Here is a 25,040-nt window from a genome sequence, read left to right as displayed (position 1 = left end):
TGGATGAAATTCTATAAAAAGCCTCAAAAACATGCAAGGAAAACTTGGTTTATTATCTATAAACTGTAATAATAGTGATAGAAAACTTGGGAATGGAGACCGTCAAGATGATAAAAAGATTATACCCTTTGCTAGGGAACAGATCCGTCTTATGGCTGTTATTTTGGGTAAATGTATTAGGGACAACTTATGGATACTATTGGTACAAATGGCAGCTTATTGATACACCGCCAGAATTTCTTCTTTTTGTACCTGATAGTCCTACAGCAAGCCTGTTCTTTGTATTCGTTTTAGGGGCATTTCTTATGGGGAAAAACTGGCCGCTTATGGAGGCATTGGCTATCGTTAGTTTAGTCAAGTATGGCCTTTGGGCAGTAGTCATGAATTTAATGGTTTTCTTCGTTTCAGGTCAGCTTGATTTGATTGGGCTTATGCTGATGGCATCTCATTTTGCCATGGCAGTGGAAGGGGTCTTATATGCTCCTTTTTATCGAATGAAGTCATGGCATTTGATTGTAGCTGCAATAGTCGTTCTACATAATGAAATCATTGATTATGTTTTCGAAATGATGCCAAGGTACCATACGCTAGATTTATACATGGACCAGATTGCGTATTTTACATTTTGGCTGAGCATATTCTCGATCGCTGTTGGATATTACTTCGGGCTGCGGCCCGAGCGATTCTCCCTTTCGCTAAAAAGATCAAGATAACCCTTGAATTTTGGTCTAACCTTGTCCACCCTCTCATACATTTTAATAGTATTTAGAGGGGGGACAGGAATGAGAGCAAAATTTCTTTTATTATTTTCGGTGCTTTTTTTGTTTGCGCCGTTCGCAGCATACGCAGAACCACAGTCGCCTGTTGAAGAACTTGACAATATATCAGACCAAGCGCTGCAAATGGTTAAACTCCACCGTTATGAAGATGCAAACAGATTGTTGAATCATTTTTCAGAAGAATTCTTGCTGGTCACAGGTGATGGACGGCCATTTACCATGGATGAATTGCGGATTATCACTGTAGCGCATGATGAAGCAGTTGAAGCGTTAGCAAACGCGGATTTAGGACATGCTGAAAGGATGAACAGGGTTACAAAATTCAGGCTTGTAATTGATGCGATTGCTTCTACCCACCAGCCATTATGGACAGAGATGGAAGGGCCAATCATGACTGTTTTCAATGATATGAAGACTGCTGCATATGACGGTGACAATGACCAATTCCATTCGAACCTTAATTCGTTCCTGTCTTTATACAATGTGATTTATCCTAGTATGAAGATTGACATCAATCCGGAAAGAATCCAAAAAGTCGATGCTAAAGTAAGTTTTATTGACCAGTACCGGCCTCAGGTTTTACAAGAGGCTTCAAGCCAGGAAGAACTTGAAGAACTTGAATCGGATTTACAGAATATCTTTGATGATATGACGGAGGATGAAGCGGATCCTTCACTGTGGTGGGTAATGATTTCTACTGGAAGCATCATAATCCTTACATTGTCCTATGTAGGCTGGAGAAAATATAAAGGCGATCATGATAAAAAGAAAAATGTCCAAAAAGAACATAAGAATTGACACCTTATTCTAGTATTTATAAAATAGTGATAACATCATGAGATGTAAGGGGAGGTACTAGATGTCTATAATAATCTATTTTGCGCTAATTATTTTGATCCCGTTATGGGCTCAATTCAAGGTAAAAGGGGCATACAAGAAATATTCACAGGTGGCTTCTTCGTCCCATATGACGGGTGCAGAGGTGGCTCGTAAAATTCTCGATAATAACGGTTTATACAATGTTGGTGTCGAAGAAACCAGAGGTTATTTAAGTGACCACTACGACCCGCGTTCAAAGGTTGTCCGTCTATCTTCAGATAACTTTTTTGGCCATTCAGTCGCAGCCGCTGCAATTGCTGCTCACGAAGTAGGCCATGCGATTCAGGATGCTGAAGACTATTCGTACCTTAGATTCCGCCATGCGCTTGTTCCAGTGGCAAGCTTAGGTTCAAACTTTTCCTGGATTCTGATCCTAATTGGGATTTTTGCTCAATTAAGCGGATTGCTTTTACTAGGTATCCTTTTCATGGCCGCGGCTGTAGTATTCCAATTGGTAACTTTGCCGGTTGAATTCAATGCATCGAACCGTGCAATGGAACAGGTAGTTTCAGCTGGGATCATCAGGAATGATGAAGAAAGAGAAACGAAGAAAGTATTGAATGCCGCAGCTTTGACCTATGTAGCTGCAGCAGCTGTTGCGGTTCTTGAACTTGTTCGTTTAGTAATGATTTACACAGGAATGACTAGTAGTGAAGAATAAAAAAAATCCGGATAATCATCCGGATTTTTTATCTTTCAAGAGGCAGTTTATTTTCATCTAGCGTAAATCCTTCTCCCAGTACATCATGGACAACAGTAACCGATACAAATGCGTGGGGATCAACTGAATTTATGACACTTTTCAAACGGACGATTTCATTCTTAGCGACCACGCAGTATAAAACATCTCTTTCCGCTTTCGTATAAGAGCCTACAGCTTTTAGGCTGGTAACTCCGCGGTCCATTTCTTTCATGATTTTCGCTGCGATATCCTCATTTTTCTCCGAGATGATCATTGCTCCTCTTGCAGCGTAGGAACCTTCCTGCATAAAATCAATCACCCTGGCCCCTACAAAAACGACCACAAGTGTATACATGGCTTCCCTGTAGTTCAAATATGTAATAAGTGAAAGTGTAATGACACCAAAGTCAAACATGAACATGGTCCGGCCCATTGTCCATCCAAAATACTTCTGAGCCAGTCTGGCGATGATGTCGACTCCGCCCGTAGTGCCGCCATAACGGAATATGATTCCAAGACCGATGCCGATGAACACCCCTGCAAACAAGGCCGCTAAAAATAAGTCCTCATATAAGGGCATCTCGATTTGATATTTTTGGAATATGCCCAGAAAAATAGAGACACCTACTGTTCCTATAATTGTATAAATAAATACATTTCGGCCAAGCAGCTTCCATCCTATGAAAAAAAGCGGCAAGTTTAATAATAGGTTAGTAATGGAAGGAGACCACCCGAATACAAAATAAAGCAAAAGTGTAATCCCGGTGAAACCCCCTTCTGCGAGGTTATTCTGCATATTGAAATGAACAAGTCCGAATGAGAAAATAGCCGCACCAAACAAAATGAATAAGATGTTTTTGATTTTTAAGCCGTTAAGCACGATTTATTCCTCCTAATAGTACGACTGAAATTTTACCTAACAAAGCGCTTATATTATATAAAATATAACCAACAAGGGCAATCTTTTACAGGAGGGGGCTTGAAAAGTCGGAATCTTCTATGTTCCATTTCTTATTTTGCGCCTGGAGTATTTGGTCAGAAAAATGCTTTGAGACAGTCTGCAGAAAAATAGTTTGAAATAAAAATATTTGTCAAAGCACCTCCATTAAGCTAACATCGATATAGATAAACATACATAAAAAGGTTGGGTGAGTTTCTTGAGTGGCAATAAAACGATGAAAGAACTCCAGCAGGAAGTGGATACTTATATAAGCCAATTTAAAGAAGGTTACTTCAGTCCGCTTGCTTTGACTGCACGCATGACCGAGGAGCTCGGGGAGCTGGCACGTGAGGTAAATCATTATTATGGCGAGAAACCAAAGAAAAATGATGAAAAAGAAAAGACAATTGAAGAAGAGCTGGGAGATATGCTATTTGTTATGATATGTTTTGCCAACTCTTTAAATATAAACCTTGAAGAAGCACATAACATGGTCATGAAAAAGTTCAATACAAGAGACAAAGACCGCTGGACGAGAAAAGACAGCTAAAGGAGACTAAAGATATGGAGAAAGTTAAGATTGTTATTGCAGGACCACGTGGAAGAATGGGAAAAGAGGCTGTAAACCTCGTCCTTTCTACTGAATCGTATGAACTAGTGGGAGTAGTTGATAGAAAGTTTGATGGTTTAACGGTTGGGGAACTGGACGGCTTCCCTGAGAGCAAGGCCTTGATTTACACAGATTTCGAAAAATGTCTCCAGGAAGTTGAGCCAGATGTCCTAATTGATCTGACGACACCTGAAGTAGGCATGTTCCATACAAAGACCGCTTTGAAATATAAAATACGCCCAGTTGTAGGGACAACAGGGTTCAGTAAGGAAGACCTTGAAGAACTTGAACAGCTGTGCGCAGAACATGAAACAGGTTGTATCATCGCCCCAAACTTTGCGGTCGGGGCAGTTTTGATGATGAAATTTTCTCAGATGGCTGCCAGGTATTTCAATGACGTGGAGATCATTGAGCTGCACCATGACCAGAAGCTTGATGCTCCATCGGGAACAGCAGTAAAAACGGCACAAATGATATCTGATGTACGCGAACCGAAAAAACAGGGCCATCCTGACGAAAAGGAAACGATTCAAGGTGCCCGCGGTGCGGATTATGAAGGTATGCACATACACTCTGTTAGGCTGCCTGGACTGATTGCCCACCAGCAGGTGTTATTCGGCGCTGACGGTCAAACATTAACGATCCGCCATGACTCGTATAATCGAAGCTCGTTTATGTCAGGAGTGAAACTTGCTGTCGATACAGTCATGAAAATGGATACTTTTGTTTACGGATTAGAAAATATCATTGAATAGGGGAGAAACCATGAACATTGCTTTAATTGCCCATGATAAAAAGAAAGATGATCTAGTGGGGTTCGCAGTTGCTTACAAGAATATTTTTGAAAAGCATACGTTATACGCAACCGGGACTACAGGATTGAGGATCATTGAAGCAACCGGTTTGGAAGTGACAAGGTTTCAATCCGGCCCTTTTGGCGGTGATCAGGAAATCGGCGCACGGATCGCCAATAATTTAATGGACGCAGTGTTTTTCTTCAGGGATCCCCTAACGGCCCAGCCGCATGAACCTGACGTGACTGCCCTGGTTCGATTATGTGATGTATATTCTGTTCCACTGGCGAGCAATATGGGAACAGCGGAGATACTCGTAAAGGGAATTGAAAGAGGAGACCTGGATTGGCGGAATATAGTGAAAAAAGAAACTGGTGATGAACATGGAAGCGATGAAGCTTGATATTCTGGCGTTTGGTGCCCATTCGGATGATGTGGAAATCGGAATGGGCGGAACAATCGCAAAATATGCTGCCGAAGGAAAAGTGATAGGGATTTGTGATTTGACCAAAGCGGAAATGTCTTCAAACGGAACGGTAGATATAAGGAGCCGTGAAGCAAATGAAGCAGCCGGCATTCTCGGAGTGAAGATGAGGGAAGCGCTTGATTTGCCCGACAGAGGGTTGTTTTTAAAAGAAGAATACATAAGAAAAATTGTTGCAGTGATCAGGCGAAATACTCCGGACATAGTTTTTGCACCTTATTTTGATGACCGTCATCCTGACCATGGCAGCTGTGCCCGCCTTGTTGAGGAGGCGGTCTTTTCGGCAGCAGTAAGAAGATATGATGAAGATTACGGACTGAAACCACATAGGGCAAAAGCTTTATACTTTTATATGATCAATGGATTCCATAAACCTGATTTTGTTGTGGATGTCTCGGATTTCATTAATATCAAAATCAATGCACTAAATGCTTATGAAAGCCAATTCATGAAAGGGGAAGCCACATTTGACACCCCGCTTGTGAACGGTTATATCGAAACGGTCGAGGCGCGCGAGAAACTATTCGGCAAAGAAGCCGGCGTTGCATACGCCGAAGGATTTATGTCCAAAAAACCATTGTTAATCCACAAGGATTTGTTAGGGGAAGGAAAATGAAGAAACTAAAAATTGGCATCACCTGCTACCCGACCGTGGGTGGTTCTGGTGTCGTCGCGACAGAACTCGGGAAGCTGCTGGCAGAGAGAGGTCATGAGATCCATTTCATTTCCTCAAGCCTTCCCTTCCGCCTGAAAAAAATGTACCGAAATATATACTCGCATGAGGTAGAGGTCAATCAATACTCTGTTTTTCAATATCCTCCATACGATATTGCCCTGGCCAGCAAAATTGCTGAGGTCGCAGTATTGGAGAATTTAGATGTCCTCCACGTCCATTATGCGATCCCCCATGCTGTATGTGCCATTTTGGCTCGCCAGATGAGTGGGCGTGATTTGAAGATTGTCACCACGCTTCATGGTACGGATATTACTGTTCTTGGATACGATCCATCTCTCACTGATGCCATTCGCTTTGGAATTGAAAAGTCCGATTACGTTACAGCTGTTTCCAATTCGCTTATCCAGCAGACTTATGATTTAATCAAACCGGACAAGGAAATCGGCTGTGTATACAACTTCATAGACACTCGTGTCAACAAACGGATCGATTCCTCAGATCTCAGAAAGGAATATGGAATCCTTCCTGAAGAGAAAGTAGTCATCCATGTATCCAACTTTCGGCCAGTTAAAAGAGTTCCAGATGTCATTAAAACATTCGCAGGGATTGCAGAAAAAATGCCGGCAAAGCTTTTGCTTGTTGGAGATGGACCGGAAATGAAGACTGTCTGTAATCTTGCAAGTGAACTTGGGATTCGCGACAAAGTACTGCTCCTAGGAAAACAGGAAAGAGTAGAAGAACTATATTCATTAAGTGATTTGATGCTTCTTCTTTCAGAAAAAGAAAGTTTCGGACTGGTAGCTTTAGAGGCAATGGCTTGTGGAGTACCGTGTATCGGAACGAATGTAGGAGGAATTCCAGAGGTGATTGTGGACGGAAAGACGGGGTACATATGCGAATTAGGAAATATCAAAGAGATAACGGTTAAAGCTGTTGATATACTTGCAAACCCGGAAATCCAGAAGCGATTTGCTGAGAACTCGATTGAACGGGCAGAAAAGAGCTTCAGTGCTGAACAAATTGTCTCTGAATATGAAAGCATTTACTACAATATCGTTGGGCAGGAAGAACAATGATTGGCGAACCATTCTTACAGGCGGTACCTGTCCTTCAATTAATTGAGAATGCTGGGTTTGAAGCGTATTTTGTCGGCGGCTCTGTCAGGGATCATATCCTCGGGCGCAAAATATCCGATGTTGATATCGCTACCTCAGCGATGCCTGAGGAAATAAAACAGATTTTCCCTAAAACCAATGATGTTGGAATTGAACATGGAACGATACTCGTCCATTATAAAGGCGCCCATTATGAAATAACCACCTTCCGTTCGGAACAAAACTACTCTGATTTCCGAAGACCAGATAAGGTCTCTTTTATTCGGTCATTAAATGAGGATTTACAGCGCCGAGATTTCACGATGAATGCAATGGCTATGGACAAGGAAGGGAACATTATCGATCCTTTCGCCGGCAAAGAAGCGATCAACAAAAAGGAGATTGTGACTGTAGGTAATCCTGATGAACGTTTCGGTGAAGATGCATTGAGGATGCTAAGGGCAGTAAGATTCCAGTCACAATTATCTTTTTCGATTGAAAAGCACACTTTAGATTCGCTTGCAGCTCACTGTAAACTGCTGGAGAACATAGCGGTGGAACGGAAAACTGTTGAGTTTGAAAAATTGCTTATGGGGCCAGCCAGGAGTGAAGCGGTGCAATTGCTGGCGAATAGTGGGATCATTCAATATCTGCCAGGGTTGAAAGGTCATTGTGACGAAGTAATCCAATTCTCAGGACAATTAAGAGAGAACTTCCAACTGGCGGAATCATGGGTTTTGCTGGTATTTAAATTAGGATTGCAACACAAAGAAATTGACGGATTCCTGAGAGAATGGAAGCTTCCAGTCCAGAAAATTAAAAGGATCAAACAAATTCATTCATTGATATTACATCGCCTTGAAAATGAATGGAATCTGGAATTGGTTTATAAGGCAGGACTGGAGGATGCGATTAGTGCAGAAATAGTGTATGCGTCCCTCCAAAATATGGATGTCAGTATCGGAACAATCAGGGAATTGCATGAGCGTCTTCCGATTAAGCATCGAAAGGAATTAGATGTAACGGGGAATGATGTTATGACCTGGATGGGAAAACATCCTGGTCCCTGGCTGCGCGAGATTCTTGAGGAAATCGAACGTTCTGTAATCAATGGCGTCGTGCCAAATGAGAAGGAGAAAATAAAGAAATGGCTGAGCGCGTCCAATCTGAAATCAGGAAAAAATTAATAGATGCTTTTACGAAAAACGAAACTGAATATTTATCCGGCCAACATCTGGCTGACATTGCGGGCTGTACCCGCACAGCGGTGTGGAAACATATCGAGGGACTTCGCAAGGAAGGTTTTCAGTTTGAGGCGGTTAGAAGAAGAGGATACAAGATCGTCTCAATCCCGGACAATATGTCTGCAGATAAAATAACCCTTGGCTTAAACACTGAATTCCTAGGCAGAAATCTGCACTACCATGACAGCGTGGAATCCACTCAAAAAATAGCGTATAAGCTGGCTTATGACAATGCCGAAGAGGGAACTGTCGTGATTGCCGAAGAGCAAATTGCAGGCAGAGGGAGGATGGACCGTAAATGGCATTCTCCCAAATATACAGGAATATGGATGAGCATCATCCTCAGGCCGAAAATCCCCATCCCGAAAGCCCCGCAGCTGACATTGATCACTGCAGTAGGAGTGGTGCAGGCCATAGAGGAAGTAACAGGCTTATTGCCCGAAATAAAATGGCCGAATGATATTCTCATTAACGGCAAGAAAATAACTGGGATCCTTACTGAGCTACAGGCTGAATCAGATCGCATTAATTCAATTATTATCGGGATCGGTATCAATGTAAATACAGGCATAGAAGATTTCCCGGAGGATATCCGAACAATCGCTTCGTCGCTCTCCATTGAATCTGGCAAAATAATAGACAGGGAAATATTGATCAGGACGATCTTGGAAAAATTGGAGAAATTGTATTTGCTTTATCTGGAAAAAGGCTTTTTTCCGATAAAGCTGATGTGGGAAAGCTACGCTATAAGCATCGGTAAACAGATCACTGCAAGAACACTTACCGGGGAAATCAAGGGAAAAGCCATCGGCATCACTGAAGATGGAGTTCTTTTGATCGAGGATCCAACAGGCGAAATTCATAATATTTACTCCGCAGATATCCAGATAGAAGGTTAATTTCGTTATGTAGCCAAAAAAGCAGTCATTTGCTATAATCAATCTGGGCGGTATCGAGAGAACTGCACCTTGCTGATTTATTTTATAAAAAAATAGTTCTGCCTGGATCCGGTAGCGGACTGGGACAGAGGGATGAAACAAGTACAGGCTTCAAAGGGTCCTTCTGGCAAAGATGGGTCCTTTTTTAGTGTCTGGCATTGATGGATTGTTTTATCTCCTCTTAAGAAAAAGGGAGGAATGAAAATGAAACAAACAACTGATTTCTTGAAAATGAAGCAAACCGGCAGCAAAATTGTAATGGTAACAGCCTATGATTATCCCTCTGCCAAACATGCAGAGCAAGCAGAAGCTGACATGATTCTTGTCGGTGATTCACTTGGCATGGTCGTGCTTGGCTATGACTCGACTGTACCAGTGACAATGGAGGATATGATCCACCATTCAAAAGCTGTCAGGCGAGGAGCGGGCAATACATTCATCGTTGTCGATTTGCCATTTATGAGCTATCATCTGTCGATCAAAGACACGCTAATAAACGGTGCGAGAATCATGCAGGAAACTGGAGCAAACGCTGTCAAATTAGAGGGTGCTGATGAGGTCATTGACCATATAAAAGCACTGACCAAGGCAGGAGTACCTGTAGTAGCACACCTTGGCCTCACCCCACAATCTGTTGGAGTACTTGGTGGATATAAAGTACAGGGGAAGAGTGCGGATGCGGCCAAAAAACTGATTGATGACGCCAAAAAATGCGAAGAGGCAGGCGCCTTTGCTGTTGTGCTCGAGTGCGTCCCTAAACAGCTGGCTGAACAAGTAAGCCAGGCCCTTACAATCCCTACGATTGGTATTGGGGCTGGAGCGGATGTTGACGGACAGGTACTTGTATACCACGATATTATCACTTATGGCGTGGACCGTGTCCCAAAATTCGTGAAGCAATATACCAATGTGAATGAACTGATCTCTTCAGGCCTCAATGCATATGTTTCTGAAGTTAGGCATAAGGAATTCCCAGAAGATAAACATAGCTTTACCATGAAGGAAGAAGAATTGCAGGCATTGTACGGGGGAAAAGAATGAAAATCATAAGAACAATCACCGAGATGCAGGAACAGATGCAAAGATTAAAATCTAAAGGAAAGACCATCGGTTACGTACCAACCATGGGTTTCCTGCATGATGGCCATATATCATTGATGAAGAGGGCGCGTCCGAAAAACGACATTGTTGTCCTGAGCATTTTCGTGAATCCCCTTCAATTCGGTCCTACGGAAGATTTGGATGCCTATCCACGGGATTTTGAGCGCGATCATTTGATAGCGAAGGCTGAGGGGGTAGATTTTATATTCTATCCTTCTGCTGAAGAAATGTATCCAGATCGTGCTTCGGTAAAAGTATCTGTTGTTGACAGGACAAATGTGCTTTGCGGCAAATCAAGGCCTGGGCATTTTGACGGAGTAGCGACTGTCTTAATCAAGCTGTTTAATATTATCCAGCCAACGAGGGCATATTTTGGCCTCAAGGATGCCCAGCAGGTCGCAGTGGTCGATGGCCTGATCAAGGATTTTAATTTTCCGATAGAATTGATTCCAGTTGAAACAGTACGTGAAGAAGATGGGCTTGCAAAAAGTTCGAGAAATGTCTATTTAAGTGAAGATGAAAGACAACAGGCAGTTGAACTTAACAGTAGCCTGAAGATGGCGAGACTCGCCGTTGAGAGAGGCGAAAGAAATCCGGATGAACTTGTTGGAGTGATGAAACATCATATCCATGAGAATACGTCAGGTTTAGTTGATTATGTTGAAATCTATTCTTATCCTGAGCTGCAAGAGTTAGAGACATTGAAGGGTAAAGTGATCATAGCCCTTGCGGTGAAGTTCTCGAAAGCAAGACTGATTGACAATACCATTTTAGAAGTAGAATAATTTATTTAGGGGGATTGTATTCCATGTTCCGCACCATGATGAATGCTAAAATACATCGAGCAAGAGTAACCGAAGCAAATCTGAACTATGTCGGCAGCATAACAATCGACAGCGATATTCTGGACGCAGTTGGTATGGTTGCTAATGAAAAAGTTCAAATTGTCAATAATAATAATGGCGCTCGCTTTGAAACATATATTATTCCGGGAGAAAGAGGGAGCGGAGTAGTGTGCCTTAATGGTGCAGCAGCTCGTCTAGTCCATGAGGGTGACGTGGTGATCATCATTTCCTATGCGCTTGTTCCTGAAGAAAAGATTCCGTCTCACCAGCCAAAAGTTGCATTGATGGATGAGAATAACCGTATAGTAGAAATGCTTCATGCTGAACCTGAGAAAACAGTATTTTTATAAAATTAGAAAACTCCCGAACCGTCGGGAGTTTTTTCATACAGTACTTCTCTAATCTTTATAACATGCTCTGTTCGTGGCTTTGTCGCTTGGACGACAAATGTGTAATCCAGAAGTCGATTTTTTTACCCTGCTGGATTTTGTATAAAGGCGGCAGGGCAACTATGAAAAAAAGATCTTGAGACGATGTGGCTGCTGGTATGTTTTCGCCACCCACGGAAAAAAGAATTATCCAAAAGTAATTGTAATGGTAATAATAGTAGCAGGAGCGTAAGGGATTGTGACAATATGGGCAATGTCCCGCTTTCACTTTCATATTTTTTGTGATACGGTTTTGTTTGACTGAATGTTAGAGGTGTATTGAAGAATGAGCCAAAAATTTGTGGTTGTAGATTTAGAAACAACGGGCAATTCCCCTAAAAAGGGTGACCGAATTATACAATTTGGAGCAGTGATCATTGAGGATGGCAAGATTACCGGCCGTTTTTCCTCGCTTGTCAATCCATTGAAGGAGATTCCTGCCTTCATTGAACAGTTGACGGGAATATCTGATCCAATGGTGAAGGATGCTCCATTATTTGAGGAAATCGCTCCGCAGGTTTCTGAAATGCTTGAAGATGCTTATTTTGTGGCTCATAATGTCTTGTTTGATCTTTCCTTTTTACAAGAAGAATTATTAAACTCAGGCCAGGAAGGTTTTTATGGTCCTGTTATAGATACTGTGGAAATGGCAAGGATCCTGTATCCGTCTGCAGACAGTTATAAACTGACTGATTTGGCTGCAAGGGAGGATTTGCATCATGACCGTCCTCACCAGGCTGATAGTGATGCACAAGTGACGGCAGAGTTGCTGTTGATTATGCTTGAGGCTGTAAAAGCCTTGCCTGAGGTAACAGTCAAGGAGCTGGCAAAGCTTTCTGAAGGGCTGAAGAGTGATCTTCACTTAATTTTTGATGATGTATTGAGTTTGAAGGAGAGAACACTGGAAATATTGCCTGATCATATTGAGGTATACCGTGGGATTGCTTTGAAAAAAAGGGCCGGAATCCGTAAGGTTGAACAAAGTGCTATTGAGTATCCGGAATCAGTGGAGGAAAAAAAGTCTTTACTCCAAAAAGCTTTTTCTGGCTATGAGTTCAGGCATGGACAGATCGAGATGATGGACTGCGTGCGCGAAGCTTTCTCAAAGAATGGCCATGCTTTGATTGAAGCAGGGACGGGAGTAGGAAAGTCACTTGGTTATTTGATTCCATCGGCAATATTTTCATTGGAAAGTAATAATCCAGTTGTAGTTAGTACTTACACAACGCAGCTTCAGGAGCAGCTCTTATTCAATGACGTTCCGAAACTGGCTCATGTACTGGGAACAACCATAAATGCATCGTTGATTAAAGGCAGAAACAACTATATCAGCATGGCCCGGTTTGAGCAATCTCTGAGGGAGGTAGAGGAGAATTATGATACAGCCCTTACTAAAATGCAAATCCTTGTATGGCTTACGCAAACAGAAACTGGAGATTTTGATGAACTCAATTTGTCTAGCGGGGGTATGCTCTTCTGGATTAAAGTGAAAAATGAACGCGCGCTCTTCCTCAAGACGAAGCACTGGGAGGACCATGATTTTTATCAAAGGGCGATCGAAAAAGCACATAATGCGGATATTCTAATCACTAACCATTCGATGCTGCTTGCCGACCTTGTTTCAGAAAAAGGTCCGTTACCGAATTATGACTATGCAGTACTTGATGAAGGCCATCAGTTCGAAAAGGCGGCAGGAAAGTACTTTGGGAAGTCACTGGACTATCTTGCTGTCAGGTTAGTACTTAATCAGCTAGGCCTATATGACCAAAACCAGCTGTTCTATAAATTGGAGATGTTGTTAAACAATAATAACGCTGATTTGGGCAGCAGGCTTCATACGTTTGAAATCAATCAGTTAATTTCAGATTTGGTATATGAAACGGAAGAACTCTTCAAGCTTGCGGGAACCTATGCAAGAAAAGCATTGAAGAATAAAACCTATGGAAGCAAAATGAATGCTAGCATCGTTCCGGACAAGGATAACCGGATTTGGACTGCATTGAAAACAACCGCAGAAAGGTTTTATTTTCACTTAAAGGATTTAATCAATTCTCTGGAAAAGAGGCTGGATGAGGCGGGGAAAAGCCCTAATCGCTACACAGGCGTGCAGCAATCAATCCTTGAAGAGGTTGTACAAGTGAAAGAAGATTTGGAACGGATCTGCAGTACGGCTAGGACCCTTTTTATGGATGATAGCGGCTATGTGAGATGGATCGAGGCAGATATAAGGTCTTTGCAAAATTCAACGACCATTTTTTCACGGCCTGTATATGTATCTGAATATTTGGCAGAACAATTTTTTGCGAAAAAAAGAAGTGTAGTCGTTACCTCAGCAACCTTATCTGTTAATAATTCCTTCACTTTTATTAAAAAGGAATTGGGACTGCGAAATACGCTGATGGAAAAGCAGATTCCATCACCATTTTCTTATGAGTCTCAGGTCAAGCTTATTGTCCCTGATGACTTGCCGGATATAAAGTCTGTTTCCAATGATGACTATGTGGCAGCCATTACGGAACATATCATATCGATTGCTGAAGCAACTAAAGGCCGGATGCTGATATTATTCACATCCCATGAGATGCTGAAAAAGGCTTATGAACTAATCAAAGAGAGCGGCCTGCTGGAAGAATTCATCTTAATTGCCCAGGGTATTACTGCAGGCAGCAGGACAAGACTGACCAGGAATTTCAAACGTTTCGACAAAGCGATTTTATTCGGGACCAGCAGTTTCTGGGAGGGTGTCGATATTCCAGGTGAAGATCTTTCATGCTTGATCATCGTGAGGCTTCCTTTTACACCTCCAGATGAACCGATTACAGCCGCAAAATGTTCTTTAATCAAGGAAAACGGTGGCAGTCCTTTCTCTGAACTATCCCTGCCTGAAGCCGTCCTGAGATTTAAACAGGGGTTCGGAAGACTGATCCGAACATCAAACGATAAAGGTTTGATTTTTATCTTTGATCGAAGGCTTGTTACCACATCTTATGGAAGTGCCTTTTTACATTCTGTACCTGATGTTCCAGTTGAAAAAGGATCAATAACAGAAATAGTCGATACGATTCATGATTGGCTATAGTCCTGCTGCAAGATAGCAACAATGATTGAGAAAACTGCCTTTTTTAAAAAGCCTTTTATAATTTCAGCTAAATGACGCACTCTAAAGCTAGAAGTAATTGGAGGAGTGTACATGAAGCTGTTATTAGCAATACTAGCATTTATGAATTGGTATTATTTCCCGTATGAATCACCTTCTGCTCCCGTTGAGGTTGAAGGAGTCGATGTCAATCTGAAGAGAAACGAACTGGCGTTTACTTTTTTGGCATTAAGCGATGGAGAGGCGGCACTAATCCAGCACGCTAATGGCGAGAATATTCTGGTGAACACTGGTGGGAAGGGTACTTTAAAAGAGCTTGAACGGCTGCTCGTTCTTTTTCATGTTAAGGACTTATCCACGATTATTTTGACTTCGAACGCTGGGCAGGAAAACCTTGATCAAATAATCCAGAAATATAATGTCCGCCGGATATTTACAGGGAAAGCAGGTAATCAGGTTCTGGCAGAAGCTTCAATCCCTACTGATGTGAAGGTTCAAAGCTGGAAGCAGGGAGATTTGTTAAAACTAATGCCAGGGTTGACTGCAGAAGTCATTTTCGATGGCAATGAAGAGAATGAAGGGACAGATATTTCTTTTCAATTTTTCCATCATCAGATTTTTTATGTTAGTTCAGCGAGTCATAATTCTGAACAAGCTTTTCTTGCCGAACCATTGAAGAATGTCAATATAGTCAAATTGCCGTTTTTTGCTGCAAAAGGGTCTTTTTCAGATTTGCTGATCGAGCATTTAGATCCCCAACTCGCAATCATATTCAAATCAAATACGATTAAACCAGATCCTGATTTAGTGGAGATGCTGCATGAAGCCTGGATTGATGTTTATTTCACAAAGCAGCATGGTACTGTTACAATTAAGCTTACCGATTCAACCTATGATGTCATTACAATTTTGAGTGAAAATTAAATAGTTGTTTTGATTGAAATGGATTTTCTGTACCCTTTTTTTGCTGCGGATATAACTTTTGGAAATAAACAGTAAAATAATCTAAAAAAAACTGCGCGTATTCAGCGCAGCCATTTTTGATATGGGGTCTAGAAAAATTTTTGTGAGTCATTAATACTCTTACCAGTGAGGACCATCTCCTGATATAATGAGTGGTGTTAATTGTATTGTTGCCAGTTGAACACTCATATATAAATGACAAAAATTGTGTGGGAGGAGTGGAAGCAGGCGTGGAAAGTAAAATTGAAGTAATCTCGACAGTGAAGGTCCAGAATAGTCCTGATTTGTATAAAATTGTGGATGCTCTGAACAGGACATTGAAGCGTGAAGACCTCATGTTCGGTCTCGCATTGGATCAGGATGATAAAGAAAAAGCGATCTTTACCATTTATCGCACATGATTAAAAAAGAATATAGTGGACTGAACTGCTGTTTTGTTATATAAATGAAAAAATCGGAAAAAGCAGTGAAATGAGCATACATAAAGAAGGGATACATGTGAAGAAATGGATATTTTTCAGTATCCTCATAGTTGTTACAATAACGGGGATTCTGGTCAATGTATACTTAAATGCGGTTGAGCCAGTGAAGGCAGCGGAAAAAGAGGCTGTACAAATTGCGTTAAAAGAAACAAACCTCTCAGATTTCACAAACTTTAGTTTGTACAGTGGAGAAGAGACTTATTATGTGATGACAGGGAAAAATGTCAAACAGGAAGATGTTTATGTTTGGATCAATGAAAAAAATAGCAAAGTTATCACGAGAAATGCTAAAAAGGGTATCACGAAAAAAGAAGCTTTAAATAAACTATATCAGGAAAAAAATCCTAATGAAATCATTGAAGTAAGGCTCGGCATGGCCAGAATCCAAAAGACGGACAGGCCGGCATGGGAAATTTATTACCGGAATAACAGCGACACAATCAATTATTATTATGTTGATTTCGATACAGGTGAAAAACTGAGGGCCATTGATAATTTGTAATTCGCATTTAGCCAATTTTCATCGTTCAAGAAGGATCATGGATTAAATATTTGATAACAGCCATATGAAAAAATACTAGGAGGTAAAGGGATGGAGATCCAGTTAGCCAGCAGAGTGGGAGCGCTCACTCCTTCATCAACTTTGGCGATTACCGCAAAAGCAAAAGAATTGAAAGCTCAAGGGAAAGACGTTATTGGACTAGGAGCAGGGGAGCCTGACTTCAACACGCCGCAGCATATTATCGATGCGGCAGTTAAGTCCATGAATGAAGGGTTCACTAAGTACACACCATCTGGCGGTCTTCCGGAGTTGATAAAGGAAATCGCAGCTAAGTTAAAAGTTGATCAAGGACTTGAATATCAGTTGAGTGAAATCATTGTTACAAGCGGAGCTAAACATGGCTTGTACACCTTATTCCAAGTGCTCCTGGATGAAGGTGACGAAGTGATCATTCCGATTCCTTATTGGGTCAGCTATCCTGAGCAGGTTAAGCTTGCAGGAGGAAATCCTGTTTATGTGGAAGGGCTTGAACAGAACAGCTTCAAAATTACCCCTGATCAACTAATGGAAAAGGTCACAGAAAAGACAAAGGCCGTCATCATTAATTCCCCTAGCAATCCTACCGGTATGGTATATTCCAGAGAGGAATTGAAGGCTCTTGGAGATGTATGTCTCGAGAATGGTCTCCTGATCATCTCAGATGAGATTTACGAAAAATTAATTTATGGTAATGCTGAGCATATTTCAATTGCTGAACTCTCAGAAGAGCTTAAAAGGCAGACGATCATCATCAATGGAGTTTCGAAGTCCCATTCCATGACAGGATGGAGAATCGGTTATGCGGCAGGGGACAGTAAAATCATTAAGGCAATGACCGATCTGGCTAGCCACAGCACGTCAAATCCAACGACTCCTGCCCAGTATGCGACAATTGCAGCTTACGCAGGATCCCAGGATGCTGTAGAAACAATGCGTACGGCTTTTGAAGAAAGACTTGAAATCATCCATGGTAAGCTGAATGAAATACCAGGAATCAGTTGTATAAAGCCTCAGGGAGCATTTTATCTGTTTCCAAATGCAAAAGAAGCCGCTTTGATGACGGGCTGCAAGGACGTGGATGAGTTTGCAGAAGTATTGCTGACAGAAGCAAATGTTGCGGTTGTTCCTGGCTCTGGTTTTGGAGCACCTGATTATATGCGATTGTCATATGCTACATCACTTGACCAGTTAGAGGAAGCGATCAGCAGGATTCATAATTTCGTTGAAAGCCGAGTTTAAATTAGCAGACGGAGGATCATGGACCGATTCTCCGTTTTCCAAGTTTGAGTGATCTCTGAAATTATTTAGAAATTACACACCCAATGATAAGGCCCATACATTTCGGGCCTTGTTGTATTTTAGGGAAGTTTGTTTTATTTTGTCTGATATAGCCTTCTTTATCGCTATTTTTCGACTAATTTCCCTTTTTAATCTTTTTCTATTTTATTACCAGCCGGGCTTGTTCATGCTATACTATGAAATGAGGTGTCCGGAATGAAAAAAGCAGATATGTTAGATTGGCTGAAAGAGGGGAATGTTACAATTCCTGCTGTATTGCTTACGCAGTACAAAGAAATGAGATTGAACGAACAAGAATTGGCACTATTACTTCATGTTTTCTATTTTTCTGAAAAAGGAAATGAATTTCCTACGCCTACGGAACTTGCAGCCCGCATGACGATATCGGCTTTCGAATGTACAGATTTGCTCCGAGCACTTATTCAGAGAGGCTTTATATCGATAAGTGACGGGAATTCCACGGACGGAATCAGATATGAAAAATATTCCCTGGAACCGTTGTGGGAAAAGCTATTTGATCAGTTTATGATCAAACGGAAACAGGAAAAAGAGATTAAGGATCAAAAGGAAGAAACAGATTTATATACAGCGTTTGAAAGGGAATTCGGCCGACCGTTATCCCCATTCGAATGTGAATCACTTGCAATGTGGATGGATGATGATCACCATGATCCAATCATCATTAAAGCTGCGTTAAGAGAAGCTGTCATCTCTGGCAAATTGAATTTTCGGTACATAGACCGAATTCTTTTTGAATGGAAGAAGAATGGAATCAAGACTATCGAACAAGCCAAAAGTTATGGTAGGAAATTCAGGCAGCATCAGAGTACTCAAAAGACAGGGAAGGAAGAACCTAAAGTTTCTGCGAATCCTGTTCCGTTTTATAACTGGCTTGAACAGTAATTGTAACGAGAGAATTCATCCATTCTCTCTTTTTTTCATTTTTTTATTTATGTGTAGGAAGTCGCAAATATAGAAAAGTGGTGAGATTTTTGTTAAATAAACAGCAAATCAGGTTTTGTCTTGATGAAATGGGAAGGATGTTCCCTAATGCACATTGCGAGCTTGTCCACTCCAATCCTTTTGAGCTGGTGATCGCCGTCGCCCTATCTGCTCAGTGCACCGATGCTCTAGTGAACAAGGTGACAAAAAACTTGTTCCAAAAATACAAAAGTCCTGAGGATTTTTTGAGTGTTTCGTTGGAAGAACTGCAGCAGGATATCCGGTCAATTGGATTGTATCGTAATAAAGCGAAAAATATCCAAAAGCTTTGCAGGATGATTATTGATGAGTATGGCGGAGAAGTTCCGCAAGACAGGGATGAATTGACGAATCTTCCTGGGGTGGGGCGTAAAACAGCAAATGTCGTGGTTTCGGTCGCTTTCGGGATACCTGCAATTGCAGTTGATACACATGTGGAGCGGGTCAGCAAACGCCTGGCTTTTTGCCGCTGGAAGGATTCAGTTCTTGAGGTGGAAAAGACACTGATGAGAAAGGTTCCTGAGGAAGAATGGTCCATCACACATCATAGGATGATCTTCTTTGGCCGATACCATTGTAAAGCACAGAATCCTAAGTGTGAAACATGTCCTTTACTTGAGGTATGCAGAGAGGGCAAGAAAAGGATGAGAGCAAAAGCGTAATGGACAGAATAGATAGTTTCTCTCAAGATCGTGATCAAGCAGTGGAAAGAGTACTTGGTGAATGGAAACAGTGCAAGGAAAACCTCGCCACTCATTTCAAGAACAGGAATAGCGAAAAGGCACTGCCATTAATGGAGAGAGGGATTGATTTATTTGAACAGTTCCTTTTTCTTTCTAATAGCCTGAACGATGATTTATATGCGATTAAAGACTGTAAAATCAAACCGGTGAATGTAGAAGAAAGACTTGATTTTATTGTATCAAGACCAAAACTCTTTCATTCTTATAAACAACTTGCTGAATTATTCGCTGAACAGGAAAAGCAGTTTGCTAAACAAGCGGTTTTATATGGAGCAAAAAACAAACGTCCTGATTGAGTCAGGACGTTTGTTTTTTGGTTTCATTAAACTTTAAAAGGGAAATCAAGTGTCATCTCCATCACCATTGTCATTACCGCTATTGTTACCGTTATTATTCCCATTGCCGTTTCCGTTTCCGTTCCCGTTCCCGTTTCCAGTTTCATTACCGTTTCCTTGGCCACTTTCATCGCCTTCATCATTCTCATCTTCATTCTCGCCATCTTCTGGCTCTGGCAGGAGTGGTTCTGGAACTTCTACTTTAAGGGTCGCTGGGTCAGATCGCTGTTCACCGCGAATAGCTGTAACCTTGAATGAGTAAATACCGCCTGGGACTGCATTGGCGATTTTCAAGCCAGTCTCGGCTGTGGTGGTCAGTTTTTGCTCAGGACCTTCATCAAGAGATGCGGTAACCTCGAATTGAATATCCTCTTTATTCTCCTGTTCGAATTCCCAGCTCAGGATGATTTCATTTTTCATTTCATCGTATTTTGCTTCAAGCTTTGAAGGAGTTTCAAGTTTTTCAAACTTCTTTGAAGTTTCCTTTGGCACATTACCCTTAACAGCCCACTCATAAAGGATTTCATCCTTCGGAGTATATTCACTAGCAAGCTTTGCAGGCATTGTCCCTTTTTCGACTTTAACTCTTTCAACACTCTTTGGTACGGTGAAATCCGGAGTATCTACATCTTTAGATACATATGTCATCAGATCCTTGAAAAGCATCTGTGATATTTTTTGTTCTGTACCATAAAGCGCAGTTTTTCTGTCTTTGTAGCCGGTCCATACGGATGCGGTATACCTTGTTGTATAGCCTACAAACCAGGAATCAGGGACACCGCCATTTTTAATTCCCCAATCATTGATTTCATCTTGCGTGTAATTTGTTGTACCTGTTTTACCAGCAACATGAAGGTTGGAGATGTTTGCGTAAGTTGCACCAGTTCCTTGCTTGATTGCTGTTTTAAGCATATCCGAAATCATAAATGCAGTATAATCTTTCATGACTACTTCGGTCTCAGGTGTCAAATCGATTTCTGTCTTGTCACGGAGGACAACTTTTTTGACTGAATATGGCTCTGTAAAGAACCCATTATTACCAAAAGCTGCATAGGCACCAGCCATTTCGATAGGAGCAATGTCATGTGCACCGATGGAAGCCGATTCAAAAATAGGATCAGCTAATGTTAAACCAAGCTTAACCCCGAATTCCCTCGCTTTTTCAGCACCTACAGCCTGAAAAGCCTGCAGGGCAGGGATATTAATCGATTTGGCGAGAGCCGCTCGCATTGTCATAATGCCGTTATACTTGTCGTTCCAGTTTCCGATTGGTTCTCCGTTTGAATAGGTCATAGGCTTATCTTCTAGCATATGATAAGTGCCCCAGCGCAAATGCTCGATTGCCGGTCCATAGTCGAGGATAGGCTTGATCGTTGAGCCTGGCTGTCTTTTAACATCAATTGCGTAATTCAAACCACGCTTGACCTGTTGGTTCCGACCGCCGCCAATCGCACGTATTTCCCCGGTTTTCGTATCAAGCAAGGTGATGCCAGCCTGCATTTCATCATTAGGGAATTGTACAGCGGCATCTGAATTCAGGATGTTTTCTACATGCTTCTGTGCGTTTTGATCAAGTGTTGTATAAATTTCAAGCCCATCGGAAAAAATATCAAAATCGGTTTTTTCTGTAACTTCCTCGATCACCATGTCAACAAAGGCATCGAATGGTTCTTCATTCTTATTCTTCCTGTTTTCTTCTTTCACGAGGGTAGATTCAACAGGGATTTTCTGTGCATTCTCTTTTTCTTCCTTTGTAATGAAACCATGCTGATGCATAAGTAACAATACAACGTTTCTGCGTTGTTCTGCCTTTTCCGGATTCGTAAAAGGATTATAGTTATTAGGACTCTGAGGCATACCGGCAAGCAGTGCTGCCTCATGCAATTCAAGTTCGCTAAGGTCGTCCTTCCCGAAATAAGTTTTTGATGCAGTCAGGACACCGTGCATATTTTCGGACATATAAATCTTATTTACATACATTTCAAAGATTTGCTGTTTCGTATATTTTTGTTCGAGCTGGTATGCAAGCCATGCTTCCTGTGCCTTCCTTGAGATTGTTTTTTCAAAGCCAAGGAAGTAGTTTTTGACAACCTGCTGAGTGATGGTGGAAGCACCTTCGGAACCAAAGCCTTCAGTTACGTTTGCTATAACGGCTCCTCCAAGACGGATGACGTCGATACCATTATGTTTGTAGAATCTGACATCCTCTGTTGCTAAAAATGCGTTTTCCACAAGTTTTGGTATATCTTCATAGGCAACATAGTCTCTGTTTTGTGAGCCAACTTCTGTTACAAGCTCTTTATCTTTATCATATATTTTCGAAGAAATAGGATCTTTGAGTAAGGACTCATCAAGTTTTGGTGTATCCTGTATCATGAATGCAAAGGTAGCGATTCCAGTCAACATGCCAATGATGCCAAGCGCGATCAGCGTCAGGAAAATTTTCTTGAACATTCCTTTATTCGCTTTCTTGCCTTTTGGTTTCTTATTATTCTTGGCTGCCTGCTGTCTTCGGCGCTCCTCTCTAGTTTGAGGTTTTTGTGCCATTTATAGTTCATTCCTTTCTCGCAATAAAAAACTAACTAAGTTTATAAAGATAATCGATAACTTTTATATAGTCAATCCTTGGATGAAGCCCAAGGGGAATCTTATGGCCGAAATTGATGACTTCTTCCTTTGTGATTGACTTCCTGCCGCCACTTTTCATTCTTTCCCAGAAAGTCAGCAAATGGTTCGCTTCTAGCATGTATATCTCTTCTTCCGTGGAGAAACGGAGAATGACAAAACATATACCGTCTTGCTCAAGCACGGCTTTCATATGGACAATCTGGTGTTCATGAAAGTTCTTCAATGGGAACGAAGTTGAAAACTTTGTCTCTTTTGCTTCAAAATCAATGTATTTTCCTTTATAAACTCCATTATAGTCTGTAGTAGATGCTTGTTTAAAGTATGCCTCTTTTATAACTGCTGCACTCCTGCGCGGATAATCCACATTAACGATCTGAACGGGTGTCGGTTTCTTATGGATTACCGCTATCGCCCGGTCTAGATAGTAGGAGTTTGTTTCATTCAGGTCCTCCTCTAATGTCATCCCTCTATTGCTATAGGCTGCATTTTTGTGCATTCTGGCTTTCTTTGGCGGCTCTTTACTTGTGTTTGGCGTATATTTCTTTCCGTTTGGATAATTGAATATCAAGCTGACCACCTCGCAGACTACTCTATATCATACCAAATATCGACGGATTTTGGTTGAATAAAAAGCCTCATTTCCAATCACCCTATAAAGAACCTATTGAAAAGGAAGAGAAAAGGCGTGTCAATAACCCAAAATCCTCAATTTCATCAACTCCCTGACCATGAAGCCGAGGTCATACAAAAAATCAGGTTTGAAACAGATGACAAGAACTTGGACAATATCTCAAGAACAAGAGCTTATCTTGATTTTTACCTGGAATATCCAGAAATGATCTGGGCTTTCCTGGCCAGCATGGTTTCAAGGAATGGCGGCTATAATATGTGCGACCTGGAGGGTGACTGGTTTCCAAAGATGCTGGCTCCTCCAATACGCCAGCGGTTATTCCTCACATATGAAAGGGCTAATTGGCTGATTTTTCGCGATGCGTTTTCTCAGCTTCTTTTATACTCTTATTCGACGAAAAAAAGGTTACCAATGTTTCACTTGCTGAAATTCCTGGATGTTTCAATATTTATGGAAAAAGAATGGCAGGTATTTTGGGAGCGTGGAGATAAAAAAAGGCTATTGACTGCTTTGATCATAAATGAACAAAACGTGATCCATAACCCTGTTATAAGGCATCCAGTATATAAAAAGAGAGTATTCAACACCCTGATGTTTTCCTTCGAAGATTATCTGCATTTCAGCACGGTCATTTTCCCAACGTGTGAGGGAGAATTATACGGGGCAAGCGTGAATGGATTCAAATCCGTCAGCAAAAGAATTAACCTCGGAAAGCGGCTTGCCTCAATTTTATTTGACCACCGCTATTATCCATTATTTCTTGAATTCGCGGTCCAGACAGAACATACTGCTTCAAGACATGATTATGAACAGTACTTTGCTTACGATAAAAAAAGAGACACTCCATTTCTTCGTTGTACTTTTCCAATCATCCAGCATCATTTCCATGAACAAGGTGACTGGTATAAGCTGAGGGGGTATCACAAAAAGTGGTTCAGCCAGGAAATCAACCACAGACATCCTGTTCACTTGACGGGATGGTACAAAAAAAAACAAAAACAATTACATGCCTTGATTTCGGTGAAGGAATTATTCACTTCAGATTGATGCATACAAAAAAGCAAGGGAGCACCTTGCTTTTTGTTTCTTTATCCAGCTCCAGCGTATGGTCATCACTCTGCTGGTCGGTTTGGTCCTTCCAGCTTTTTGTCGCCATACCCTGTTTTTTTCTCAGCAGTTTTATTGGGCTGCTGTGCAGTTTTCTGTTGTTTTTTATTCATGTGAACACCTCCCGAGATTAGTTTGTTCATTTGCTGTTTTTTCATTCGGCAATTGAATGTCGAAGGCTGTAAACATTGCTGCTGAAAAACACTTTGTTTGGCGAATTCCTTCTAGTTTTGTCAACGTTGAAGGAGGTTCAGGTAAGAAGTAGAATTTACAAGTTAAGTTTCTATATTTCCTTAGAGAAGATTCGTTGTCGTGCAGCGGGTTGCATACTGCCAGACCTTAAAATAACTGTAGTTAGGAGAGATGACCAATGAAACAAGGAATTGAAAAAGATGAAATTTTAGGGATGTTAACTGATATGGCCCATAGCCTTGAAGAGACGGATTTCAACCTGCATGAATCTTTGATGGAAATCCGAGAAACGATGTGCCTGTTCCATTCATCACAATTAACAGAAACCGGCATTTTTTTAGATAGAATGGAAGGGAAGCTGCTTCAGGAGATAAAACCTGACTTACAAGAGCAATCCTCTTTAAAACTTGAATTGAGTTTTTAATTTATATAGAATGGATTCATCTTTAAGTAGCTTTCATTACAGAAGGCTACTTTTTTGTATAAGTTCAATATCGAGATCATGATTGAAGAACTGCATTAATAATAAAATAGAAATAAAGAAAGT

General features: G+C 41.3%; 26 protein-coding genes. 23 read left to right on the top strand and 3 right to left on the bottom strand.

Annotated elements, in window-relative coordinates; genetic code table 11:
- Positions 1 to 110 precede the first annotated feature (110 nt).
- From DYI25_RS09565 to DYI25_RS09555, 3 genes are all read left to right on the top strand, one after another.
- A complete protein-coding gene (locus DYI25_RS09565) occupies positions 111 to 713 on the top strand; it encodes a DUF1405 domain-containing protein (RefSeq protein WP_213369526.1) in 603 nt (200 codons plus the stop codon).
- A gap of 69 nt (positions 714 to 782) precedes the next feature.
- Positions 783 to 1,577: a sporulation protein YpjB gene (gene ypjB / locus DYI25_RS09560; protein WP_213368234.1), complete on the top strand. Its 795-nt coding sequence runs from the start codon at positions 783 to 785 to the stop codon at positions 1,575 to 1,577.
- Positions 1,578 to 1,638: 61 nt separating this feature from the next.
- Positions 1,639 to 2,319 carry a zinc metallopeptidase gene (locus DYI25_RS09555; protein ID WP_213368233.1) on the top strand — a complete coding sequence of 227 codons (681 nt, stop codon included), beginning with the start codon at positions 1,639 to 1,641 and terminating at the stop codon, positions 2,317 to 2,319.
- Between the two features lie 28 nt (positions 2,320 to 2,347).
- Here DYI25_RS09555 and DYI25_RS09550 read toward each other — a convergent pair whose 3' ends face one another.
- Positions 2,348 to 3,220 carry a YitT family protein gene (locus tag DYI25_RS09550; RefSeq protein WP_213368232.1) on the bottom strand — a complete coding sequence of 291 codons (873 nt, stop codon included), beginning with the start codon at positions 3,218 to 3,220 and terminating at the stop codon, positions 2,348 to 2,350.
- 295 nt (positions 3,221 to 3,515) lie between these two features.
- On the opposite strand from DYI25_RS09550, the gene DYI25_RS09545 reads away from it, so the two are divergent.
- From DYI25_RS09545 to DYI25_RS09460, 18 genes are all read left to right on the top strand, one after another.
- Complete coding sequence (locus DYI25_RS09545) at positions 3,516 to 3,830, top strand: nucleotide pyrophosphohydrolase (protein ID WP_213369524.1); 315 nt, start codon at positions 3,516 to 3,518, stop codon at positions 3,828 to 3,830.
- Positions 3,831 to 3,844: 14 nt separating this feature from the next.
- A complete protein-coding gene (gene dapB / locus DYI25_RS09540; RefSeq protein ID WP_213368231.1) occupies positions 3,845 to 4,645 on the top strand; it encodes a 4-hydroxy-tetrahydrodipicolinate reductase in 801 nt (266 codons plus the stop codon).
- A gap of 10 nt (positions 4,646 to 4,655) precedes the next feature.
- Positions 4,656 to 5,087: a methylglyoxal synthase gene (gene mgsA / locus DYI25_RS09535; protein WP_213368230.1), complete on the top strand. Its 432-nt coding sequence runs from the start codon at positions 4,656 to 4,658 to the stop codon at positions 5,085 to 5,087.
- Positions 5,068 to 5,784: a bacillithiol biosynthesis deacetylase BshB1 gene (bshB1, locus tag DYI25_RS09530; RefSeq protein ID WP_425374501.1), complete on the top strand. Its 717-nt coding sequence runs from the start codon at positions 5,068 to 5,070 to the stop codon at positions 5,782 to 5,784. Before mgsA ends, bshB1 begins: the two co-directional genes overlap by 20 nt.
- Positions 5,781 to 6,920, top strand: a complete 1,140-nt coding sequence (gene bshA, locus DYI25_RS09525) for an N-acetyl-alpha-D-glucosaminyl L-malate synthase BshA (protein ID WP_213368229.1) — start codon at positions 5,781 to 5,783, stop codon at positions 6,918 to 6,920. The genes bshB1 and bshA overlap by 4 nt, the downstream gene beginning before the upstream one ends.
- Complete coding sequence (locus DYI25_RS09520; protein WP_249745298.1) at positions 6,917 to 8,125, top strand: CCA tRNA nucleotidyltransferase; 1,209 nt, start codon at positions 6,917 to 6,919, stop codon at positions 8,123 to 8,125. The genes bshA and DYI25_RS09520 overlap by 4 nt, the downstream gene beginning before the upstream one ends.
- The gene (locus DYI25_RS09515; RefSeq protein WP_213368228.1) at positions 8,086 to 9,081 is read left to right on the top strand and encodes a biotin--[acetyl-CoA-carboxylase] ligase; all 996 of its coding nucleotides are present in this window, start codon (positions 8,086 to 8,088) and stop codon (positions 9,079 to 9,081) included. Before DYI25_RS09520 ends, DYI25_RS09515 begins: the two co-directional genes overlap by 40 nt.
- A gap of 243 nt (positions 9,082 to 9,324) precedes the next feature.
- Positions 9,325 to 10,161, top strand: coding sequence for a 3-methyl-2-oxobutanoate hydroxymethyltransferase (panB, locus tag DYI25_RS09510; RefSeq protein ID WP_213368226.1), 837 nt, complete (start codon positions 9,325 to 9,327; stop codon positions 10,159 to 10,161).
- Positions 10,158 to 11,006, top strand: coding sequence for a pantoate--beta-alanine ligase (gene panC / locus DYI25_RS09505; RefSeq protein ID WP_213368224.1), 849 nt, complete (start codon positions 10,158 to 10,160; stop codon positions 11,004 to 11,006). Before panB ends, panC begins: the two co-directional genes overlap by 4 nt.
- Positions 11,007 to 11,029: 23 nt before the next feature.
- Positions 11,030 to 11,416: an aspartate 1-decarboxylase gene (gene panD / locus DYI25_RS09500; RefSeq protein ID WP_213368222.1), complete on the top strand. Its 387-nt coding sequence runs from the start codon at positions 11,030 to 11,032 to the stop codon at positions 11,414 to 11,416.
- Between the two features lie 364 nt (positions 11,417 to 11,780).
- On the top strand, positions 11,781 to 14,573 hold the full coding sequence (dinG, locus tag DYI25_RS09495) for an ATP-dependent DNA helicase DinG (protein WP_213368220.1): 2,793 nt from the start codon (positions 11,781 to 11,783) through the stop codon (positions 14,571 to 14,573).
- Positions 14,574 to 14,684: 111 nt separating this feature from the next.
- A complete protein-coding gene (locus DYI25_RS09490) occupies positions 14,685 to 15,515 on the top strand; it encodes an ATP-dependent DNA helicase (RefSeq protein WP_213368218.1) in 831 nt (276 codons plus the stop codon).
- A 269-nt stretch (positions 15,516 to 15,784) separates the two neighbouring features.
- Positions 15,785 to 15,955: a YpmA family protein gene (locus tag DYI25_RS22600; protein ID WP_213368217.1), complete on the top strand. Its 171-nt coding sequence runs from the start codon at positions 15,785 to 15,787 to the stop codon at positions 15,953 to 15,955.
- A 97-nt stretch (positions 15,956 to 16,052) separates the two neighbouring features.
- Complete coding sequence (locus DYI25_RS09480) at positions 16,053 to 16,538, top strand: DUF5590 domain-containing protein (RefSeq protein WP_213368216.1); 486 nt, start codon at positions 16,053 to 16,055, stop codon at positions 16,536 to 16,538.
- Positions 16,539 to 16,634: 96 nt separating this feature from the next.
- Positions 16,635 to 17,816 (top strand): pyridoxal phosphate-dependent aminotransferase, encoded by a 1,182-nt coding sequence (locus DYI25_RS09475; RefSeq protein ID WP_213369518.1) that lies wholly within the window; start codon positions 16,635 to 16,637, stop codon positions 17,814 to 17,816.
- Positions 17,817 to 18,071: 255 nt separating this feature from the next.
- Positions 18,072 to 18,779 carry a DnaD domain-containing protein gene (locus tag DYI25_RS09470; protein WP_213368215.1) on the top strand — a complete coding sequence of 236 codons (708 nt, stop codon included), beginning with the start codon at positions 18,072 to 18,074 and terminating at the stop codon, positions 18,777 to 18,779.
- An 89-nt stretch (positions 18,780 to 18,868) separates the two neighbouring features.
- Entirely contained in the window at positions 18,869 to 19,519 is a 651-nt protein-coding gene (gene nth / locus DYI25_RS09465) for an endonuclease III (RefSeq protein ID WP_213368214.1), read from the top strand.
- On the top strand, positions 19,519 to 19,896 hold the full coding sequence (locus DYI25_RS09460) for a YpoC family protein (protein ID WP_213368213.1): 378 nt from the start codon (positions 19,519 to 19,521) through the stop codon (positions 19,894 to 19,896). Before nth ends, DYI25_RS09460 begins: the two co-directional genes overlap by 1 nt.
- Positions 19,897 to 19,941: 45 nt before the next feature.
- Here DYI25_RS09460 and DYI25_RS09455 read toward each other — a convergent pair whose 3' ends face one another.
- On the bottom strand, positions 19,942 to 22,482 hold the full coding sequence (locus DYI25_RS09455; protein WP_213368212.1) for a penicillin-binding protein 1A: 2,541 nt from the start codon (positions 22,480 to 22,482) through the stop codon (positions 19,942 to 19,944).
- A 31-nt stretch (positions 22,483 to 22,513) separates the two neighbouring features.
- Positions 22,514 to 23,131, bottom strand: a complete 618-nt coding sequence (gene recU, locus DYI25_RS09450) for a Holliday junction resolvase RecU (protein ID WP_213368211.1) — start codon at positions 23,129 to 23,131, stop codon at positions 22,514 to 22,516.
- Between the two features lie 123 nt (positions 23,132 to 23,254).
- On the opposite strand from recU, the gene DYI25_RS09445 reads away from it, so the two are divergent.
- Both DYI25_RS09445 and DYI25_RS09440 read left to right on the top strand, forming a co-directional pair.
- Complete coding sequence (locus tag DYI25_RS09445) at positions 23,255 to 24,241, top strand: DUF2515 domain-containing protein (protein WP_213369516.1); 987 nt, start codon at positions 23,255 to 23,257, stop codon at positions 24,239 to 24,241.
- Positions 24,242 to 24,671: 430 nt separating this feature from the next.
- Positions 24,672 to 24,917, top strand: coding sequence for a hypothetical protein (locus tag DYI25_RS09440; protein ID WP_213368209.1), 246 nt, complete (start codon positions 24,672 to 24,674; stop codon positions 24,915 to 24,917).
- The last annotated feature ends 123 nt before the right edge of the window (positions 24,918 to 25,040 follow it).

This window comes from Mesobacillus boroniphilus (assembly GCF_018424685.1).
GTDB lineage: Bacteria > Bacillota > Bacilli > Bacillales > Cytobacillaceae > Mesobacillus > Mesobacillus boroniphilus_A.
The sequence above is the reverse complement of the archived record's forward strand: the minus strand, read 5'-3'. Positions and strand labels throughout refer to the sequence as shown.

What these genes read in the sequence shown, in the direction of transcription:
- ypjB (WP_213368234.1), top strand. Translation starts at nt 783, where the DNA reads ATGAGAGCAAAATTTCTTTTATTATTTTCGGTGCTTTTTTTGTTTGCG.
- DYI25_RS09490 (WP_213368218.1), top strand. Translation starts at nt 14,685, where the DNA reads ATGAAGCTGTTATTAGCAATACTAGCATTTATGAATTGGTATTATTTC.
- panB (WP_213368226.1), top strand. Translation starts at nt 9,325, where the DNA reads ATGAAACAAACAACTGATTTCTTGAAAATGAAGCAAACCGGCAGCAAA.
- panD (WP_213368222.1), top strand. Translation starts at nt 11,030, where the DNA reads ATGTTCCGCACCATGATGAATGCTAAAATACATCGAGCAAGAGTAACC.
- DYI25_RS09470 (WP_213368215.1), top strand. Translation starts at nt 18,072, where the DNA reads ATGAAAAAAGCAGATATGTTAGATTGGCTGAAAGAGGGGAATGTTACA.
- bshA (WP_213368229.1), top strand. Translation starts at nt 5,781, where the DNA reads ATGAAGAAACTAAAAATTGGCATCACCTGCTACCCGACCGTGGGTGGT.
- DYI25_RS09460 (WP_213368213.1), top strand. Translation starts at nt 19,519, where the DNA reads ATGGACAGAATAGATAGTTTCTCTCAAGATCGTGATCAAGCAGTGGAA.
- dapB (WP_213368231.1), top strand. Translation starts at nt 3,845, where the DNA reads ATGGAGAAAGTTAAGATTGTTATTGCAGGACCACGTGGAAGAATGGGA.
- DYI25_RS09545 (WP_213369524.1), top strand. Translation starts at nt 3,516, where the DNA reads ATGAAAGAACTCCAGCAGGAAGTGGATACTTATATAAGCCAATTTAAA.
- dinG (WP_213368220.1), top strand. Translation starts at nt 11,781, where the DNA reads ATGAGCCAAAAATTTGTGGTTGTAGATTTAGAAACAACGGGCAATTCC.
- DYI25_RS09555 (WP_213368233.1), top strand. Translation starts at nt 1,639, where the DNA reads ATGTCTATAATAATCTATTTTGCGCTAATTATTTTGATCCCGTTATGG.
- DYI25_RS09520 (WP_249745298.1), top strand. Translation starts at nt 6,917, where the DNA reads ATGATTGGCGAACCATTCTTACAGGCGGTACCTGTCCTTCAATTAATT.
- bshB1 (WP_425374501.1), top strand. Translation starts at nt 5,068, where the DNA reads ATGGAAGCGATGAAGCTTGATATTCTGGCGTTTGGTGCCCATTCGGAT.
- panC (WP_213368224.1), top strand. Translation starts at nt 10,158, where the DNA reads ATGAAAATCATAAGAACAATCACCGAGATGCAGGAACAGATGCAAAGA.
- DYI25_RS09515 (WP_213368228.1), top strand. Translation starts at nt 8,086, where the DNA reads ATGGCTGAGCGCGTCCAATCTGAAATCAGGAAAAAATTAATAGATGCT.
- mgsA (WP_213368230.1), top strand. Translation starts at nt 4,656, where the DNA reads ATGAACATTGCTTTAATTGCCCATGATAAAAAGAAAGATGATCTAGTG.
- DYI25_RS09455 (WP_213368212.1), bottom strand. Translation starts at nt 22,482, where the DNA reads ATGGCACAAAAACCTCAAACTAGAGAGGAGCGCCGAAGACAGCAGGCA.
- DYI25_RS09440 (WP_213368209.1), top strand. Translation starts at nt 24,672, where the DNA reads ATGAAACAAGGAATTGAAAAAGATGAAATTTTAGGGATGTTAACTGAT.